This window comes from Bifidobacterium actinocoloniiforme DSM 22766 (assembly GCF_001263395.1).
GTDB classification, from domain to species: Bacteria; Actinomycetota; Actinomycetes; order Actinomycetales; family Bifidobacteriaceae; genus Bombiscardovia; species Bombiscardovia actinocoloniiformis.
In genome coordinates this window covers 435,854-454,403 of the sequence record NZ_CP011786.1, presented here as the reverse complement: position 1 = coordinate 454,403, position 18,550 = coordinate 435,854, and the positions used below count along the sequence as shown (strand labels likewise).

Here is an 18,550-nt window from a genome sequence, read left to right as displayed (position 1 = left end):
CGACCCGGCGGGGATTGAGTTGCCGCACATTCGCGATGGACTGCCCGCGGACCGTGATGGGTATTCAAAGAGGAAGGGGACCCGCCCGGCAGAGAAACGCGCGGGGGCCCCGCACCTAGCGGGGTCCCCGCGTGATCAGGCGCGACGACTACCACCGCTCAGTTGCGCGCGGCTTGGTGGTCGAGACTGGCCTTCACCAGCCCGGCGAACAAGGGGTGGGGCTTAGTGGGCCTTGACTTGAACTCCGGATGGGCCTGGGTGCCCACGTAGAAGGGGTGGACGGAGGGGTCCAATTCAACGAACTCGGTCAGCTCGCCGTCGGGGCTGGTGCCGCAGATATGCAGACCCGCCTGGTTCAGGCGCTCCTTGTAAGCCACATTCACCTCATAGCGGTGCCGGTGACGCTCACTGACCTCAGTGGCCCCGTAGAGCCCGGCGACCAGGGAGTCTGGGTCCAGCACGGCCGGGTAAGCGCCCAAGCGCATGGTGTGGCCCAGGTCGCCGTGACCCTCGACGATTGACTTCTGCTCCTCCATCGTCGCAATGACCGGGTTGGCGCAGTCGGACTCGAACTCGGAGGAATTCGCGTCCTCCATGCCCAGCACATGACGGGCGTACTCAATCACCATAGATTGCAGCCCCAGGCACAGGCCCAGTGCGGGAAGCTTGTTCTCGCGGGCGTAGCGCAGGGCGCCGATCTTGCCTTCGATGCCACGGATGCCGAAGCCGCCGGGGATCACGATCCCGTCGACGCCGTCCAGGGCTTTCTGGGCCCCAGCCAGGGTCTCGCAGTCGTCGGCCGCCACCCACTTGACGTTCACCTTGGAACGGTTGGCGAAACCGCCGGCCTTCAGGGCCTCGGAGACGGACAAGTAGGCGTCGGGCAGATCGATGTACTTACCGACGATCGCCACGTTCACCTCGGAACTGGGGTGGTGGACCCGCTCCAACAGGTCATCCCACTCGGCCCAGTCCACGTCGTGGAAGGGCAGGCCCAGCTCGCGCACCACGTAGGCGTCCAGCCCTTCGTCATGCAGGATCTTGGGTACGTCGTAGATGGAGGGAGCGTCCACGCAGTTGACCACGCCCTCCTCGTCCACGTCGCACATCAGGGAGATCTTGTCCTTGATCGACTGGTTGAGCGGCCGGTCGGAGCGCAGGACCAGGGCGTCAGGGGCGATGCCCAGCTGGCGCAAGGCCATGACCGAGTGCTGGGTGGGCTTCGTCTTGAGCTCATGGGCCGCGGCGATGTAGGGCACCAGGGAGACGTGCACGAACATGCAGTTGTCAGGGCCAATGTCGCGGCGAACCTCGCGGGCGGCCTCCATGAAGGGCTGGGACTCAATGTCGCCGACCGTGCCGCCGATCTCGGTGATGATGACGTCCACGTCATCGCTTGCCTGGGCCCGCATCCGGCTCTTGATCTCGTTGGTGATGTGAGGAATCACCTGCACGCACTGGCCCAGGTACTCGCCGGCCCGTTCCTTGCGCAGGACCGACTGGTAGATCTGCCCGGTGGTGACGTTGGCCTTTTGGCTCAGGAAAACATCAAGGAAGCGCTCGTAATGGCCGATGTCCAGGTCGGTCTCAGCGCCGTCCTCGGTCACGTAAACCTCGCCGTGCTGGAAGGGGTTCATCGTGCCTGGGTCCACGTTGATGTAAGGGTCGAGCTTCTGCTGAAGAACGCGGATGCCGCGGCTGCGCAGGAGCCTGCCAAGGGAGGAAGCGGTGAGTCCTTTGCCGAGTGAGGACACGACACCGCCGGTGACGAAAATGTGCTTGGTGACGTGCTCTTGAGAATTTCCATGTTGTCTGACCATGGAACTTCAATCTATCATCCATAGCCGACCTAAAGGGGCGGACATGCTTGCGGCGAAGAGCGGGCGGCGGCGACCCGCTCTCCCGCTTGGCCGGACTCAGGACACGCCCAGATGCTCAGCCAGGTAGGCGCCGGTGACGCTCTTGGGGTCGCGGGCCAGTTGGCTGGGGGTCCCGGCCGCCACGATCGATCCGCCCTCCTGCCCGCCGCCAGGGCCCATGTCGATCACATAGTCGGCGTTGGCGATCATGTCCAGGTCATGCTCGATGAAGACGACCGTGGCTCCCCCATCCACCAGCCGCTGCAGGACGCCGATCAGGGTGCGTACGTCCAGGGGGTGCAAGCCTGTCGTGGGCTCGTCCAGGACGAACAAAGAGGTGGTCTGCCGCTTGCCGAGTTCATTGGAGAGCTTCAGGCGTTGGGCCTCGCCTCCCGATAGCGAGGGCGTGTCCTCCCCCAGCTTCAGGTAGCCCAAGCCTAGGTCGTCCAGGGTGCCCAAGGCCTTGCGGATGCGCTGGTAAAGGCCTGCGGGCGCCCGGTCGAAGGCTTGCAAAGCTTGGGTGACGTCCATGTCCAGCAACTGGGGCAGGCTCATCGGTTCCGGGTGGGCCGGGGTGGTCAACCTGATCTCCTGGGTCTGAGGCTTATAGCGTGACCCGCCGCACACAGGGCAGGTGATCGTCACATCGGGCAGGAACTGCACGTCCAGGCTGATTTGGCCAGTCCCATCGCACTGGGGGCAGCGCAAGGAGCCAGTGTTGTATGAGAATGCGGAGAGCTTGAGCCCTCGGCGCTTGGCCTCGCTCGTATCGGCGAAAGCTCGGCGCAGCATGTCCATGACGGAAGTGTAAGTGGCTACGGTGGAGCGCACGTTGATCCCTATTGGCGAGGAATCAACCAGCCTAACCCGCTCTATGCCAGCCGCTTCCACCGTTTCCACGTGTCTAGGCAGCCTCCCGCCCTCCTCCTGCGCCTGCAGGGCCGGCAAGAGCGATTCGAGGACCATCGTCGTCTTGCCTGAGCCGGAAACCCCTGTCACCGCCGTCATCCGCCCACGGGGAATAGCCACATCCATGGCATGAACGGTGTGAATCGGCTTGGTTCGCATACGAATCCAGTCCGTTTGCCCCGTATTCCCTCTTTCCTTGTCAGCCCTCGCCTTCGCGGCCGGCAAAGGCTGACGCTCCCGGACCAGGACCGGTTCACGGCCGGTCAGGAAGCCTGCTATGCGCGATTCAGGATTGGCCGCGATCCTTTCCGGCGAGCCTTGGGCGATGACCCGGCCGCCCAGACGGCCGGCCCCTGGGCCCATCTCGATGAAGTAGTCGGCCGCCTTGAGCACGCGCACGTCATGGTCCACGAAAACCACTGAGTTACCAGCCGCGACCAGGTCGCGCATCACGCCGATCAGTCCTTCGATGTTCGCTGGGTGCAGACCAGTTGAGGGTTCATCCAGCACGTAGAGCACACCCGTGGTCTCATTACGCACGGCCCTGGAAAGCTGGGCCCGTTGCCGCTCGCCCGTGGACAGGGACGCGGAGGGACGGTCCAAGGTCAAATAGCCCAGACCCAGTTGCATCAGCCGACGCCCCATGCTTTCCAGCGTGTCGACCAAGTCGCTGGCCATAGTGCGCATGTCCGCGGGCAGGCTCTTCGGCACGTCGGACGCCCAGGCCAGCACGTCTCCTAGCGACCAGGCGGTGACCTCGGCCAGCCCCCGTCCCTGAATGCGCGGGGCGCGGGCCAACGGATCCAAACGACTGCCCTGGCAGTCAGGACAGGTACGCTCTTTCAGGAACTTGGCGACCTTGGCCATGCGCTTGTCGTCACCGGCCCGCTCCAGCTCCTTGGTGACGGTCAGGCGGGCGTTGCGGAAGGTGAAGTCCAGCTCGTGCACCCCCTTGACCGAGGTGATTGTGATGTGCTTCTTCTCTTCCGGGCCCTCGAAGACTATCCTCTTCTCCCAGTCCTTCAACTCCTTGAAAGGCACGTCGGTGCGCACGCCGAACTCGCGGACAATATCGGGCTGCACATTGAAGCCGAACGTCCGCCAGGGCACGACGGCACCATGGTCAATGCTCAAGTTCGGGTCCGGCACCAAAGCGGCATCGTCCACTTCGTGAATCGTGCCAGTCCCCTGGCAGGTAGGGCAGGCGCCCAGGGAGTTGAAGGCCAGTTCCTCGGCCGACGGGGGCGTGACCCGGGCTTTGCACACCGGGCAGAGGATCGGGATCTCGGCGGCCACCTTCATGGTCGGCTCCACGTAGTGCCCGTTGGGGCAACGATGGGAGGCCAAGCGGGAGAACATGAGCCTCAGGACGTTCAGCAGCTCGGTGGAGGTCCCGAAGGTCGAACGCATCCCCCCTGCCCCAGGCCGCTGCCTCAGGGCCAGCGCGGGCGGCAGGAAACGCACCGAGTCCACCCTGGGCTTCTCCGCCTGGGTCATCCGCCGCCTGGTATAGGTCGAGAGAGCGTCCAGGTACCGCCGCGACCCCTCGGCGTAGAGCACACCAAGCGCCAGGGAGGACTTGCCGGAGCCGGAGACGCCAGCGATGCCGACCAGACGGTTCAGGGGCACCCGTACATTGACCTTGCGCAGGTTGTGGACCCTGGCCCCCTCCACCTCAATCGCCTGCGGCGGTTGTGGACCCCTCCCCGCCCCGCTCATGGCCTTTTCCGCTCGTACCATTCTCGCTACCCCTCCCTCGCCTGTGACGCTGCCGCGACCCGGGGGCGAAGCGCAATGGGCCGTTCGGCCTGAATCACCAGCCCCCTCATGCACTTCGCCTTACGCCGCTCACCCGACATGCGCCGGCAGGACCGACCACAGCCGGGTGGGCGCCTACTCTTGTATCCGTTCGAAAGCCTCCCGCAAGGCCTGCTCGGGCGGATCATCCAGGTGGACCGGGCGGCCCACCCCCTCCAGGATGACGAACCGCAGCCGATCCCCCCGGGCCTTCTTATCACGGCGCATAGCGTCCAAGACCTTCTCCCAGGGGCCTCCCGACCATGCGGTCTTGAGCCCCAGACGACCCAAGAGCTCACGGTGGAGGTCCACCAGTTCCTGGTCGCAGCGGCCCAAGATGCGCGAGAGCTCAGCGGCGAAGACCATGCCCACGGCCACGGCCTGCCCGTGCCGCCAGGTGTAATGCTCCACCTGTTCGATCGCATGGCCCAATGTGTGCCCGTAACTGAGGAATTCGCGCGGACCCGTCTCGTCCATATCCACCGAGACATATCTGGCTTTGACCGTCGCCGAGCGTTCTATCAGCTCAGCAGGCACCGCTTCAATCCATGAAGCGGGCTCCTCGCCGGTGAATGCCCGCAACTGGTCGGCATGGTCATCCAGCAGGCTCAGGATCGAGCGATCCATGATGAACCCGCACTTGGCCGTCTCGCCCAATCCTTCAACAAAGGCTTCGCGGGGCAGGGTCTTCAGGGTCTTCAAATCAGCCAAGACGCCCTCGGGCGCGCGGAAGGCGCCGATGAGGTTCTTGCCATGAGCCGTGTTTATCGCGCTTTTGCCGCCAGCCGAGGCATCCACCATAGCCAGCAGTGAAGTGGGGCAGTTGACGTAGGCGATGCCCTGCATCCAAGAGGCGGCGACGAACCCAGCCAGATCAGCCACTGCTCCCCCGCCCACGCCGACGACCGCGTCGGAACGGGTGAAGCCATCCTGGGCCAAGCGATCCCAGGTCTTGTCCGCGACCTGCAAGGTCTTGCCGGCCTCCGCGTCCGGGATTGTAATCTCGCTGACCCGGTAGCCCGCCTGACGCAGGAGGGCGCGGGCATGGTCGGCGTGCCGCTGGACCGAACGGGTGTGAATGAGCGCCACCCGAACCGCCTGTGACCCCAGCAGGAAACGCAGACGGGAGCTGACGCCCGGCCCTATACGCACATCGTAGGGGTGGGCTCCGGAGATGTGGACCACCCGCTCGTACAGGGCTTCGGCCAGGGACTGGGCCATGGCCTCGGGAGTGCTGCCGTGGGATGGTAAGGTGGTTGTGGCCAAGCTCTCGTATATAGGGGCACGCTCATGGTGGAGCTGCTTCCAACGCTCATGCGGGTCTCGCGCCAGGAGGGAGCGCCTGGAGTTGCGCGCCACACGGGCGCTGGCCTCTTGAGGGTCGGCGTCCAGGTAGATGATGCAACCGCCGCGGCCACGGTAATCCATCAGTTCCTCGTAGATGTCCGTCGTCATCGGCGAACCTCCGCTCAAGGCCAACAGACCACCGTCGAAGCTCTTGAGCAGTCGGCAGACCACCTGCCGTTCGACGCGGCGGAAGCGCGGCTCCCCGTCCTGCTCGATGATGTTGGCGATCGAGCGACCCGCCCGGCGCTCGACTTCATGGTCCGAGTCCTTGAAGGGCAAGTCGGTGATAGTGGCTGCCAGCCGTCCAACTTGCGTCTTACCTGAGCCCGGCATTCCGATGATCACGGCTTTGGGGCCGGCGCCCTCCACGCTCACCTGTGAGTCCCCAGTGGGGACCGCGGGCTCGCGGCCACGCTTACGGCATCCCAGAAGACGCGGACGAACCTTGATCCGTCCGCATCAGGCCTTGGTTCCCTTGACGGCTTGTGCGGCTCCCCCGAGCTTTGCCGACGCAACATGGACTCTCCTTTTGTCTCCGCCCGTTTATTGTTGTATATCTTAGAAGATGGTCTACCTTGTTCCATTGCCCGGTCTGATAGTGGCCTGCGCCCTCGCTGTCGAGGATGTGCGCTCCAGGCGGGTGCCGCGCCTGGGCGTCCTGGCAGGTGTCCTCATCCAACTGCTCGCCTTGATCGTCTACTGCGCGATTGGGAGCAAGGAGCTATGGCCGGTGATCCTGGCCATTTCCGTGGGCCTGGCTTCGACCTTGCTACAGACCGCGATGGCCTTGGCCAAGCCCGGCTCCCTAGGCTTGGGTGACGTGACCGCCACTGCTTTGAGCGGCCTGGCTTTGGGTGTCTTGGGCTGGCGGACGGCCCTGCTCTGGTGGCTGGTGATGGGACTGATCGGGCTGACCGCCCTGGCCTTCCACACCCGCTGGCAGGCCGGAAGGACCAGCCGAGGCGAAACTGACCGTGGGCGGGGCCTGCCGTTCGTGGCCGTCATCGCGGCAGCGGCGCTCCTGGCCGACCTGCTGTCCTGGTTCTGGGCTCTCTAGCGGCCTGGTCTGCAACCCTTGAGCTCCCGGCTGAGGCTATTTCAGCCGTTGTGGTGGGACTCCCACTCCTTGTATTCCCTGGCGAACCCATCGAATTCGCTGGAGGAATCGGTGAACTTGGTCTCCCCCGTGTCCATGTTGACCGTCACGAAGTAGAGCCAATTGCCCGCCTCAGGATTCATGGCCGCTTGGATGGCCGCGTCACCGGCGTTGCCGATCGGCGTGGGCGGCAGGCCCGGATGCACGCGGGTGTTGTAGGGGTCGGAGGTGTCGTTGAGCATGTCGTTGGTCAGCTTAAGCGCCGAAACGTTCTTGCTGTATGCCACGGTGGAGTCCATGCCCAGGCTCATGCCGGTGCCCAGGCGGTTATCGATCACGCGGGCCACCTTGCCGTAGTACTCAGGCTTGTTGACCTCGGCCTCGGTGATCGAGGCTATGTTGAGGACCCGCTCCCTGTCCGCCCCCTGAGGCACCCCGAGGGCGTTCAGTTTCGCGACGCGCTTGTCGACCATGGTCTTGAGGATCTCTTGGGCGGATTTCAGCTTTTTCACGTCGTAGGCCCCAGGCTCGAGCCAGCCCTCGAAGCTGCCTGCGGCCTCCTGGGGCAGGATGCCTTGGCCCTGAGCCGCGATGATCTGGTCGAAGTCGGACTTGCTGACCCCGCTGATTTGGGCGGCCCGTTCAATCACATCCCGGGACCGGTCGCCGGCGCGTACCTGGAGGAATCCGCCGGCCTGCTTGGGATCGGTCAGGATCGCGGCGGCATCGGCCGCTTTCATGTGGGTCCTCAGTTGGAAGGTGCCAGGTTGAATCGACGAGGACGATCCGGCGTTAGCCAAGGCTTGCAGGAAGGCGTCTGGCGATTTGACCACTCCAGCCGTGACCAGGTTGCGTGCGATTTCGTCGGCGCCCTGGCCGGATTCGACCGAGAACTCCACCGGGTCGTTCCCTGGCCCTGGCCAGTCGGCCGCCACGCTCTTGGTCGGTTCGATCCTCGCGGGGGCATGGTGGATGTAGTTGACTCCGGTGACGACGCAGACAACGACGACGACCACGGCCGCTAGGGCCACGAACAGCCGGGCCTTGCGTCTGCGCCTGTCGCGCTTTCGGTTCTGTCGCGCCTGCCGGCGGGAGGCGGGGGGAGGCGGTGGCACAGGAGCAGGGATGGGGTCGCCGCCGCCCACCCATTGCGCCTTGCTTGCGAAGAAGTCACTCATGTCGTCAGCCAATATCGCTCCTTGTCGCTTCCGCGTGCTCATCCAGGGCGGCTTGCAGCAATACGACCGCGGATTGCTGATCCACCTTGGGGCGGTGCAGTCGTCCATCCAAACCGGCTTGGGACAACTGCCTGTGAGCGCTGACCGTGGTCAGGCGCTCATCGCGCAGGACCAGCTCAGGCGGTTCTACCGCTAGCTGCCCACTGCTGGCGTACTCATCCATCCGCCCTTGTAGGGCATGGACCCAACGCTTGGCTTTTTTAGCCGACCGGCCCTCCTGCCCGCTCAGGAGCAGGGGGTAACCGATAATCAGGCGGGTGGCTTGCGCCTCCTCCACCTGAGCTATCACTTCATCCAGGGCCTGGAAGTAGTCGCCAGCCACTTCGATATTGCCCGCGGGGTGGGCCAGTGTGAGCTCGGGGTCGGACAGGGCCAGGCCAACTCGCGCCTCGCCCAAGTCCACGCCCATCCATCGCTTCCGGCTCATCGCTACTACCTTCAGGCGCCCAGCGCCTGCCCGTTCAAGGCTTGCAGGGCCTGGTCGATCTTGCTGGCGTCCTGGCCGCCGCCCTGGGCGAAGTCAGGCTTGCCCCCACCACCACCGCCTAGGGTCTTGGAAGCACTGCGCACCAGGTCGCCGGCCTTGATGCCCCGCTTCCTGGCGAGCTCGTTGGTGGCCGCCACAATGATGGGCTTGCCCTCTTCGTTCACACCCGCCAGGGCCACGACCACAGGCTCTTGGTCCCCGATCTGAGCCCGAACATCAGCGGCGGTCTTGCGGAGGGCATCGACCGATCCGAAGTGCCCTACATTCCCGACGGCCAATTTGACCGGGGCCGCCGACCTCTGGGCCTGCTTCACCAAGGCGGGCACGGCACCTGCAAGCTGATCCTCGTACATGCGAGCCAGGCGACGGTCGGATTCCTTGAACTTGGCCAGTAGGGCGGAGACACGCTCGGCCAGCTCGTCAGGCCTGGCGCCCAACTTGTCGGAGAGTTGGGAGACCAGGGCGTGCTCACGCGCATTGTACTCGTACGCGCCCTGCCCCACGACCGCGTCAACGCGCCGCACACCGGTGCCGACCGAGGCTTCGGACATAATCGAGACCTGGCCGATTTTGCCCACACGATCCACGTGGGTCCCACCGCACAGCTCCCGGGACCACCCATCCTCTCCGATTGTGACCACACGGACCACATCGCCGTACTTCTCGCCGAACAAGTGCAGAGCGCCCAAAGCGATAGCGTCGTCGTATTTCATCTCTTTGGTGGTGACCGTCAAATCGTCGCGCAGACGGTCATTGACCCGGGCCTCGACTGCATCCATGGCCTCGTGCGACGGGGCCTTGGGCCACTGGAAGTCGAAGCGCAAACGGTTCGGGGCATCCTCGGAACCGCGCTGGGTGGCCTGGGGACCCAGCTCCTCGCGCAGGGCCTTGTGGACCATATGCGTGGCGGTGTGGGAGCGGGCGATGGCCCCGCGCCTGTCGGGGTCAATCGTAGCGGTCACTTGAGCGTCCAGGGTCAGGGTGCCTTCCGTCAGCCGGCAACGGTGGGCGATCAACCCCTTGACCGGCTTCTGGACGTCGTCCACTTCCAGGACGGCCCCATCGTCGGACAGGATCTCGCCCTGATCGGCCAACTGGCCCCCAGCCTCCGCGTAGAAGGGGGTGCGGTCCAGAATCACTTCCAGCGAAGCCGGCGCCGTGGCCGCCGGCACTGCTCCCTTGCCTTCTTGGATGATGCCAATCACCCGGGAGCGGGAGGTGAAGTCGGTGTAGCCCAGGAACTCGATCGGCTGGGTCAGTTCCTTCTTCATATCGTCATAGACCGACAGGTCCACATTGTGGCGCTTCTGCAGGGCGTCGGCACGGGCCCGGGACTTCTGCTCCTGCATAAGCTCCCGGAACTTGGCCTCGTCCACCTTGACGCCCTGCTCCTGGGCCATCTCCAAAGTCAATTCGATGGGGAACCCATAGGTGTCGTGCAGGGTGAAGGCATCCTCGCCTGAGACGGTGGAATCCTGGGCGGCCTTGGCCTTGCTCACGGCCATGTCCAAGATCGTGGTCCCCTTGACCAAGGTGCGACGGAAGGCGTCCTCCTCGCCGTACGCGGCCTCAGACACCTCCCTGAAGGTGGAGTTGAGCTCCGGGTAGGAGGGCGCCATGGCCTCCTTGGAGACCGGGAAGAGCAAGGGAAGGACCGGTTCGTCGACGCCTAGCATGCGCATGGAGCGCACTGTGCGGCGCAGGAGGCGGCGCAGCACGTAGCCGCGGCCCACGTTCGAGGGGCGGACGCCGTCGCTCATGATCATCAAGGCTGAACGCACATGGTCGGCCACCACGCGCAGGCGCACATCGGCTTCCTCGTCCTGCCCGTACTCGTGGCCGCTGATCTTGCCCGCCGCTTGGATGACCGGGAAGACCTCGTCGGTCTCGTAAATGTTTTGCTTGCCTTGCAACAGGTAGGCCAGACGCTCCAGTCCGGCGCCAGTGTCGATGTTCTTGTGCTCCAGCTCACCGGCTATATGCAGGTCGGTTGGGGACTTGACGTTGTCCACCTGGAAGCTCTCGAAGACCAGGTTCCAAATCTCGATGAAGCGGTTATCGTCGGCCGCAGGGCCTCCGTCCTTGCCGAACTGGGATCCGCGGTCGACGTAGATCTCCGAGCAGGGGCCGCCAGGGCCGGGGCCACCGGTGGTCCAGAAGTTATCCTCCATACCGAAGACCTGCATGTGCTCAGGATCGAAACCCTCGTTCCTCCAGATTGAGCGGGCTTCCTCGTCGTCGGTGTAGGTGGTGACCCATAGCTTTTCGGGGTCGAAGCCGTAGCCGCCTTCGCTCTGGGGAGTGGTCAGCAGGGTCCATGCGTAATGGATGGCCTCTTCCTTGAAATAATCACCGAAGGAGAAGTTTCCCAGCATTTGGAAGAAGGTGCCATGGCGGGTGGTCTTGCCTACCTCGTCGATATCCAGGGTGCGCACGCACTTCTGGTTGGAGGCCATACGCGGGGAGGGCGGTGTCTGCTCCCCCATCAGGTAGGGGATGAAGGGGACCATGCCGGCGATGGTGAAAAGAATCGACGGGTCCGGTGAGATCAACGAAGCCGACGGTTGGACCAGATGCCCCTGCCCCTGGAAGTAATCGAGGAAACGTTTCGCGATTTCAGATGTGCGCATGGGTTTGTTGTGCTCCTTGCAGGGTGCACCCTGCTGATTCGAGGATGTCCAAATATGGCAAAAGCCCTTACTGGGCTGCGGCGCCGCTTATTCAGCGCTAGTGGGTCAGCGCCCCTGGCTGCGGGAACGGTCGATGTAACGTTTGTTGAGCTCGGCCTCGCGGCTGTCCTTGACCGCGCGGAACTGAGAGGTCAAGCTCGCCAGGGTCCGTTCCGCCACATGCTCCTGGTCCGGGCCAAGCACGAATTCGCGGGCCTTCTGTGGCGTGTTGGCCTTGACATAAGCCTCGGCCTTGGAAGCGGCGATGACACCAAGGACGACTCCTGCGCCTACCCATACGATTCGTTTGAGCATCAGACCCCCTCGTTCCGTCCATTGCCGGGCTTACCGGCCACACCGCCTGCGACGTCTTGGGCATGACGCTCGGCCTTCCGCTTGCCACCGGAGAAGAAGGAGCTGGCGGTCACGCGCAAGGCGTAGATACCGGCTGCCAACTTGATCAAAGGCTTGCCCAGCATGGACCCATACAAGTCGGACAGGGCGCCCAGGTTGCCGGCGGTGGTCGACGCCGCGGCCGAAATCCGGTTGACGTCTTCCAGGGACTGGTTGACCTGGCGAACCGTGGTGGCGGACTCGTCGATGGCTGGCATCGCGTGCACGCCGGTCTGCCGAACGGTGTCAGCAATCTGATCGAAGAGTTTGCCCAGGCGAATCAGCGGGTAAATCAGGAACCCCGCGAGAATCGCAAACGCGATGGCCGCTATCAGGCCTGCAATCTGGCCGACATCCATCTTGTAACCTCTTTCCCGGGTGACGCTTTTACTCGCTAAGGCTACCACGCCGCCGGTATACACCGCAGTCTTTGTCCACCCGCTTGCCGACTTATTGGTTGTAAGAGGAGACCTCTACCGCCTGGTCGAAGGGGGCTTCAGGGTCGTAGTCGAAGACGGTGACCGAGCCATTGGCGGGCCGCTCGCTCAGGTCGTAGCCCTCAGGGGCGAACCGGTGCATCAAGCTCAACAAGGAGTTGCCATGCCAAACCAGCAGGACCTTATCGCCGTCGGCGAGAGTCTCATCCCGCCCCAGCAGACGGAAGCCCGCCTCCACCCGCTGCCAGTACTCCTGGTCCGATTCGGCGTCGTGAAAGGGGTCCGCCTCTTTGAGGAAGTCCCGGGTCGCCCCCAGCCCGTAGCGTTCCACTATCTCCTGGTAGCTCTTGGCGCCATGCGGGGCGCCCGCCGCCCACCAGGCCATCCCCATGTCTTGACCTTCAAAGTAACCGTAGAACTGCTCTCGGAAGTTCATCGCGCACCGCAAGGCAGGCTTGGGCTCCGAAGCCTGGTTGAGGTCGATGATGCGTTGGGCGGTCACCTGGGCGCGGGTCGTGTCCGAGCTGTAGGCCGCTTGGAAGGCCACATCCTCCAGCTTGTGCCCAGCGCGTTCGGCGTCACTCAAACCGGACGGCGTCAGCGGTGAGTTCGACCAACCCTGGAGGCGGTTGTAGCGGTTGAAGTAAGTCTGCCCATGACGAACAGCGTATATGTGGAGCACCATGTCTCCCATTATGGCACCGGGCCCGGAACCAGCCCGAAGCCAGCCCCTACCCGCCAATCTGCGCTCCCCCAACCCTGCTCCCAGCATTTTTGGGCAGCTCCTCACGCTGGCGGGCCGCTGAGCCAGGGCCTGGCGTGAGGACCCGCCCAAGATTCGGCTGGCTACGGGATTGGGAGGGCCCGAGTACGAGAAAACCCCGCGCCGGTTGGGCGCGGGGGTCTGTGGAACAGCTACATCAGCGGGCGTAGAACTCCACCACGTACTGGATGTTGACCTGCACCGGAATCTCCTCGACCTTGGGTTCACGGGTCAGGGTGGCCTTCAGAGAGGCCAAATCCACATCCAGGTAGCCAGGGACCGCGGGGAGCACGTCGCGGTGAACGCCCTCGGCGGCAATCTGGAAGGGCACCGTGGTCTGGCTCTTGGGCTTGACCTGGATGGTCTGGCCGGGCTTGACACGGTAGGAGGGACGATCGACGATGTTGCCGTCGACCATGATGTGGCGGTGCACCACGTACTGGCGGGCCTGGGCGGTGGTGCGGGCGATGCCGGCACGCAGGACCAGGGCGTCCAGACGGGACTCCAGGTCGCGCATCATGGCGTCGCCGGTCTGACCCGACTCCTTGGTCCCGCGCTCGTAAGCAGCGCGCAGCTGCTTCTCGGAGACGCCGTACTGGGCCCGCAGACGCTGCTTTTCGCGCAGGCGGATGGCGTAATCCGACTCGGTGCGGCGGCGGGTGCGGCCGTGCTCACCGGGGGCGTAGGGGCGCTTCTCGAACAGGCGCTGGGCCTTGGGGGTCAGCGCGATGCCCAGGGCGCGGGACAGGCGGACCTGCCGACGCGAACGCTGAACGTTAGTCATAGTATTTCCTTCGCTATTCTGTCGTTATCTGAACGCAGACGGCTCGCGCCGCCGAGTCAGGCCTCTCCAATGCTGAACGGCCGATGGCCGCCGACCCATTGACGGGCTGAGACTCCAGATAGGTTTCCGCATAAGCGCGGACACCAAGAGAACATTCTGCCACACAGGCCGGACCGCATGCCGATGGGATCTCAGTACTTCCGGCGCACGCTGAGGGAAAGTCCGGCCGGCACAGACTATACATACCAACAGTTTGTATATACGGACGCCCACTGCTACGATGCATACCAACGGTCGGTTACTTGCCCCTCTGGAAAACCAGCAACCGGCAGCCGACAGCGGATTGACCATCGTGTCGCCCGTCAGGCCCACGGAAGGAAGCATCATGGCCCGCAACGCCCACCCGGAAGAGACCGTCCAGAAAATACTGGACGTGGCCACCGACCTGTTCATCCGCCAAGGCTACGACGAGACCAGCATGCAGGACATCATCAACCACCTGGGAGGCCTGAGCAAGGGGGCCATCTACCACCACTTCGCCTCCAAAGAGGACCTCTTCGACGCGGTCGTCAACCGCATCTTCGCCCAGGTCAGTCCGCAGAAGGCGGCCCGCTGGCAGGAGCAGACCGAACTCAGCGCCGGGCGAGGAAAACGCGCCACCAGCGGCGAAGACGCGCCGAACGGCCTGGAGATCCTGCAGGAGGAGCACGATCCGACCATCGTAGGCCCGCAGCTGGCGGCCATCGAGCCCATCATGCGCTCCTTCAACCCCGAGAAGAACCCCAAGCTGATAGGCCTGCAATTCCTAGGACTCATGCGCTCGGCCCGCACCGTCATGAGCGGGGTCTTCGCCCGTGGCGACGAGGACGGATCCATGCAGGTCAAACACCCCCAGCAGGTGGCGGAACTCCAGATGCTGCTGGCCAACATGTGGATGTACCCCCTCTTCACCAGCGGTTCCAGCCAGGAACTCAGGGCGCGGGTGGAGGTCTACTTGACCGCCATGAAGGCCCTGGGAGCCCCCGTCGAGGACCGGGGCCTAGCCGACCTGATTGCTTCTTACGGCAGCGATGCAGGCAGGGCCGAACAGACCGCGGAGCCCCAGCCCAGCGAAGAAGACCAGTCCAGGAAACGGCAGCGCCAATCCCGGCAGGGCAAGCCGACGAAGCGGCCGAAGTCCCAGCGACGATAAGCATCGGCGGCAGGTCCAAGCCGCCGTCCGCCGCTCCCACACAACCCGCTCCAGGCATAGAAATGGCCCCGCCCCACCCCTCCAGACAAGGCCAGCAGATCATCAATGAACTCTCGCAAACTATAAATACCAACCGTCGGTATATATCTGGCGACAACATCCACCACCAGCAGCCACACCAATCGACACACCGAACAGGACCCTCCCCCATGAACCACAAGCCCACAGCCGCCGCTCAGAATAACATCTTCACCCCGCTCTTCCTTTCCCTGCTCGTCACTGAAATCCTCTCCTCCCTCGGTCAGGTGACCCTGACCTTCGCGCTCCCCCTCCACCTGCTCAACCTGACCGGCTCCGCCTCCCTCTATGGCCTGGTCATCGCCCTCGCGCTGATCCCCGCCGTCGCCCTGACCCCCGTCGGCGGCGCGGTGGCCGACCGCTTGGACAAGCGCCGGACGATGGCCCTGCTCGACTTCCTGACCGCCGGCATCTCCCTGGCCTACCTCCTCCTGTCCCGCAGCTTCGACCTGGTGGCCCTCACCATCGCCGCGATGATGCTGGCCTACGGCTTCCATGCCCTCTACGGGCCGGTCGTGCAGGCCTGGGTGCCCTTCATCGTCAACCTGGGCGAGCACCCCCATGGCGATGCCCAGCCAGGCGGTAAGACCCACAGCAGCGGCAAACAGGAGCGCGAGCGCTTGACACAAGCCACCGGCATCATCTCCCAAACCACCTCCCTGACCACGATGCTGGGCCCCATCTTCGCTGGGGTGCTGCTCAGCTTCGCGGGCATCGTCCCGGTCGTAATCATGGCCGGCGCCGCCTGCCTGGCCTCCAGCGTTTGGATCCTCCTGGCTGCGCGCACCCCCAGCAGCCCCGCCCAGGCCAAGGCCGGCGGCTCAGCCGAGGGCAAGGCGGGCCAGGCGCTCAGTCACCCCTTGAGGCTCCTGCTGGCGGACTTCGCCCAAGCGATCCGCTTTCTGGGCGGGCAGCGTACCCTGCTTGTGGCCAATGTCCTTGTAACCTTCGCCAATCTCGTCTTCTGCGCCTTCGTCAACGTGGCCCTGCCCTACATCGTGACCCAGGAGCTGGGCTTAAGCAACCAGCTGCAGGGCCTGGCGGAGGGCGCCATATCGGCGGGCGCTCTGGCTGGCGCGGTGGTGACCTCCACCAAGCCTGGCTGGTTCTCGATGCGCCTGCTGCCGGCGCTGATCGCCCTCAGCGGCCTGTGCTTGCTGCCCGCGGCCCTTAGCATGGGACTGTCCGCCCCAGCGCGTGTCTCCTACCTGACCCTCCTCCTGTCGCTGACCGTCGCAATGGGCCTCCTCCAGTGCGTATCGGTCACCATCATCTCCTTCGAGCAGACCGCGACGCCCCGGCAGCTGGTGGGCAAGGTCATCGGCGTCACGATGAGCCTGTCTATGGCCGCCATGCCCCTGGGCCAGGCCCTCTACGGGCCGCTGATCGACCACTTGCCTCTACCTGCGCTCATGCTCGCCATCGCCGTCTTGATGGCCGCATCCTCCTTATTCGCCACCCGCTTCGCCCGCCGCGTAGCCTGAACCGCGAGCGCAGGCCCGTCGATGGCGGATAGGGCCCATCTCAATAAGTGGAACGCACCCGTCCGCCATATGACACGGCTCCACAGCCCTGGTCAGGGCCCGAAGTATGCTCCTGGGTATCGGAGCCTTTCGCCGTACGGGCAAGCGGCTCCCGCCCCCAGCAATTGTCCTCCAAACCGCCCAGCGGCCACAGCGCTTGCAGGTAGCCCCGTAAGAGATGAGAGGCGTATGCAGACAAGTCCCCGCGTCGTCCGACGCTGCTACGGGTTCAACATCTGCCATGCCGCAGCGGACGGAGCAGCCCCGATCCAAGGGCAGGAGTCCGGGTCCAAGCGGCTAACAATACTTCGGAAGGCCATGCATCCCACGGGTGCATGGCCTTCCTGCGTCCGCGCCCCCGGCCAGCGCCACCCGCCGCCCGCAGCGGCTAGGGGCGGCCTCGGCCCTTAGCCGGGCGAATGCGAGTCAGTTAAATCCAGCACAATTACCTGCCCTAACCATCATCCAGATTGCAGTCACCTCCGCGGTAACAACGAGAAGAAGGTAAGCGTGAGCGCCACACCCCAGCAGCAGACAGACAGCACAGAGCGCGCGGCCCAAGCCGAAAGCGCACCCGAAGCCAAGCGGGGGCGGACGTCCGCCCCCAGCGCGCAGGGCGGGATCCAAAGCCCGGAGCAGGACCAGACCAGCCCCTTGACCAGCCTGAACGGCAAGATCTCCTTCTGGCGGGGCCTGCCCTTCGGCTTGCAGCACGTCATGGCCATGTTCGTAGCCAACCTGGCGCCCATTTTCCTGGTGGCGGCAGCCGCCAAGATGCCGCCTGATCAATCGGCGATGGTCATCCAGAACGGCCTGCTGGTCGCCGGCTTGGGCACCTGCCTCCAGCTCTATCCCTTGTGGAAGGTCGGCGGGCGCCTTCCTATGGTGACCGGCATCTCCTTTACATACGTGGCCGCGGCGGTGTCCATCGTCTCCCACCAGGGCTACGGCGTGGTCGTGGGCGCGGTCATGGTCGGCGGCCTGGTGGAGCTGATCCTGGGGCTCACGGCCAACTGGTGGCGCCGCTTCGTGCCGCCCATTGTCTCGGCCGTGGTCGTCACCTCCATCGGCTTCTCCCTGCTCTCTGTGGGCGCGCAATCCTTCGGTGGCGGAGCCGGGGCCAAGGACTTCGGCTCCTGGCAGAACCTGACTCTGGCCACGATCTCCCTGGTGGCCTGCCTGGGTTTCCAACTGCTGACCAGGGGCACGGCCAAGCAGCTTTCAGTCCTCTTCGGCCTGGTGATCGGCTATGCCGTGGCGCTGGCCATGGGCATGGTGAACTTTTCCGGTTTCCAGCACCTTCAGGTCGTTTCCCTGCCTCGAGTCATGCCTTTCAAACCTGAGTTCGACGCCGGAGCCATCATCTCCTTCGCCCTGCTCTACGTCGTCTCCTCAGTCGAGGTGATCGGCGACACGACCGCCCTGTGCCGGGTGGGCCTGGACCGCACGCCCAGCGACCGCGAGATGAGCGGCGCCATCGCGGGCGACGGCGCCATCTCTATCGTCTCCGGCTTCTTCGGCTGCCTGCCGCTGACCTCCTTCGCCCAGAACATCGGCCTGGTGGCCATGACCAAAGTCGTCAACCGCAAGGTCATCTTCTCAGGCGGACTCCTGCTGGTCCTGGCCTCGTTCGTGCCCGGCATCGCAGCAGTCTTCAACTCCTTGCCCCAGGCCGTCCTGGGCGGTTGCACAATCATGATGTTCGGCAACATCATCCTCTCCGGCTTCCAGATGATCGCCGAAGCCGGTTTCTCCCAACGCAACATCACCATCGCGGCCTTATCCCTCACTGTAGGTATCGGCTTCACGCAGGTCCATGAGATTTTCGCGGCCTTCCCACCGCTCTTCCAATCCATCTTCTCCACCAACTGCATAGCGGTCGCCTTTGTCGTCGCCGTCATCGCCAACCTGGCCCTGCCTTCGGAGGAGCACTTCATCGTCTCTTCCAAGGGCAAGGATTAGCTTCACCCGCTATCCC

General features: G+C 64.4%; 14 protein-coding genes. 4 read left to right on the top strand and 10 right to left on the bottom strand.

Annotated elements, in window-relative coordinates; genetic code table 11:
* Nucleotides 1–158: 158 nt before the first annotated feature.
* From AB656_RS01765 to AB656_RS01755, 3 genes are all read right to left on the bottom strand, one after another.
* Nucleotides 159–1,820, bottom strand: a complete 1,662-nt coding sequence (locus AB656_RS01765; RefSeq protein ID WP_033503421.1) for a CTP synthase — start codon at nt 1,818–1,820, stop codon at nt 159–161.
* A 96-nt stretch (nt 1,821–1,916) separates the two neighbouring features.
* Entirely contained in the window at nt 1,917–4,508 is a 2,592-nt protein-coding gene (locus AB656_RS01760) for an excinuclease ABC subunit UvrA (protein ID WP_158336154.1), read from the bottom strand.
* A gap of 153 nt (nt 4,509–4,661) precedes the next feature.
* Nucleotides 4,662–6,287: a bifunctional shikimate kinase/3-dehydroquinate synthase gene (locus tag AB656_RS01755; RefSeq protein ID WP_269078543.1), complete on the bottom strand. Its 1,626-nt coding sequence runs from the start codon at nt 6,285–6,287 to the stop codon at nt 4,662–4,664.
* 190 nt (nt 6,288–6,477) lie between these two features.
* On the opposite strand from AB656_RS01755, the gene AB656_RS01750 reads away from it, so the two are divergent.
* Nucleotides 6,478–6,969: a prepilin peptidase gene (locus tag AB656_RS01750; RefSeq protein ID WP_033503417.1), complete on the top strand. Its 492-nt coding sequence runs from the start codon at nt 6,478–6,480 to the stop codon at nt 6,967–6,969.
* 41 nt (nt 6,970–7,010) lie between these two features.
* On the opposite strand, the gene mltG is transcribed toward AB656_RS01750, so the two are convergent.
* The 7 genes from mltG to rpsD all read right to left on the bottom strand — a co-directional run bounded on the left by mltG (nt 7,011) and on the right by rpsD (nt 13,779).
* Nucleotides 7,011–8,198, bottom strand: a complete 1,188-nt coding sequence (mltG, locus tag AB656_RS01745; protein ID WP_033503416.1) for an endolytic transglycosylase MltG — start codon at nt 8,196–8,198, stop codon at nt 7,011–7,013.
* Nucleotides 8,191–8,673 (bottom strand): Holliday junction resolvase RuvX, encoded by a 483-nt coding sequence (gene ruvX, locus AB656_RS01740; RefSeq protein ID WP_033503415.1) that lies wholly within the window; start codon nt 8,671–8,673, stop codon nt 8,191–8,193. The genes mltG and ruvX overlap by 8 nt, the downstream gene beginning before the upstream one ends.
* A gap of 11 nt (nt 8,674–8,684) precedes the next feature.
* On the bottom strand, nt 8,685–11,363 hold the full coding sequence (gene alaS / locus AB656_RS01735; RefSeq protein ID WP_033503413.1) for an alanine--tRNA ligase: 2,679 nt from the start codon (nt 11,361–11,363) through the stop codon (nt 8,685–8,687).
* 105 nt (nt 11,364–11,468) lie between these two features.
* Nucleotides 11,469–11,717, bottom strand: coding sequence for a hypothetical protein (locus AB656_RS01730; protein WP_033503412.1), 249 nt, complete (start codon nt 11,715–11,717; stop codon nt 11,469–11,471).
* Nucleotides 11,717–12,154 (bottom strand): DUF948 domain-containing protein, encoded by a 438-nt coding sequence (locus AB656_RS01725; protein ID WP_051905243.1) that lies wholly within the window; start codon nt 12,152–12,154, stop codon nt 11,717–11,719. Before AB656_RS01725 ends, AB656_RS01730 begins: the two co-directional genes overlap by 1 nt.
* 91 nt (nt 12,155–12,245) lie before the next feature.
* Entirely contained in the window at nt 12,246–12,917 is a 672-nt protein-coding gene (locus AB656_RS01720; protein WP_033503410.1) for a histidine phosphatase family protein, read from the bottom strand.
* Between the two features lie 235 nt (nt 12,918–13,152).
* The gene (gene rpsD, locus AB656_RS01715; protein WP_033503408.1) at nt 13,153–13,779 is read right to left on the bottom strand and encodes a 30S ribosomal protein S4; all 627 of its coding nucleotides are present in this window, start codon (nt 13,777–13,779) and stop codon (nt 13,153–13,155) included.
* A gap of 385 nt (nt 13,780–14,164) precedes the next feature.
* Between rpsD and AB656_RS01710 the strand changes: the two genes are divergently transcribed.
* The 3 genes from AB656_RS01710 (at nt 14,165) to AB656_RS01700 (ending at nt 18,534) form a co-directional block, all read left to right on the top strand.
* The gene (locus AB656_RS01710) at nt 14,165–14,971 is read left to right on the top strand and encodes a TetR/AcrR family transcriptional regulator (RefSeq protein ID WP_051905242.1); all 807 of its coding nucleotides are present in this window, start codon (nt 14,165–14,167) and stop codon (nt 14,969–14,971) included.
* 209 nt (nt 14,972–15,180) lie between these two features.
* Nucleotides 15,181–16,533 carry an MFS transporter gene (locus AB656_RS01705; RefSeq protein WP_033503407.1) on the top strand — a complete coding sequence of 451 codons (1,353 nt, stop codon included), beginning with the start codon at nt 15,181–15,183 and terminating at the stop codon, nt 16,531–16,533.
* Between the two features lie 660 nt (nt 16,534–17,193).
* Nucleotides 17,194–18,534 carry a nucleobase:cation symporter-2 family protein gene (locus AB656_RS01700; protein ID WP_033503492.1) on the top strand — a complete coding sequence of 447 codons (1,341 nt, stop codon included), beginning with the start codon at nt 17,194–17,196 and terminating at the stop codon, nt 18,532–18,534.
* Nucleotides 18,535–18,550 lie beyond the last annotated feature (16 nt).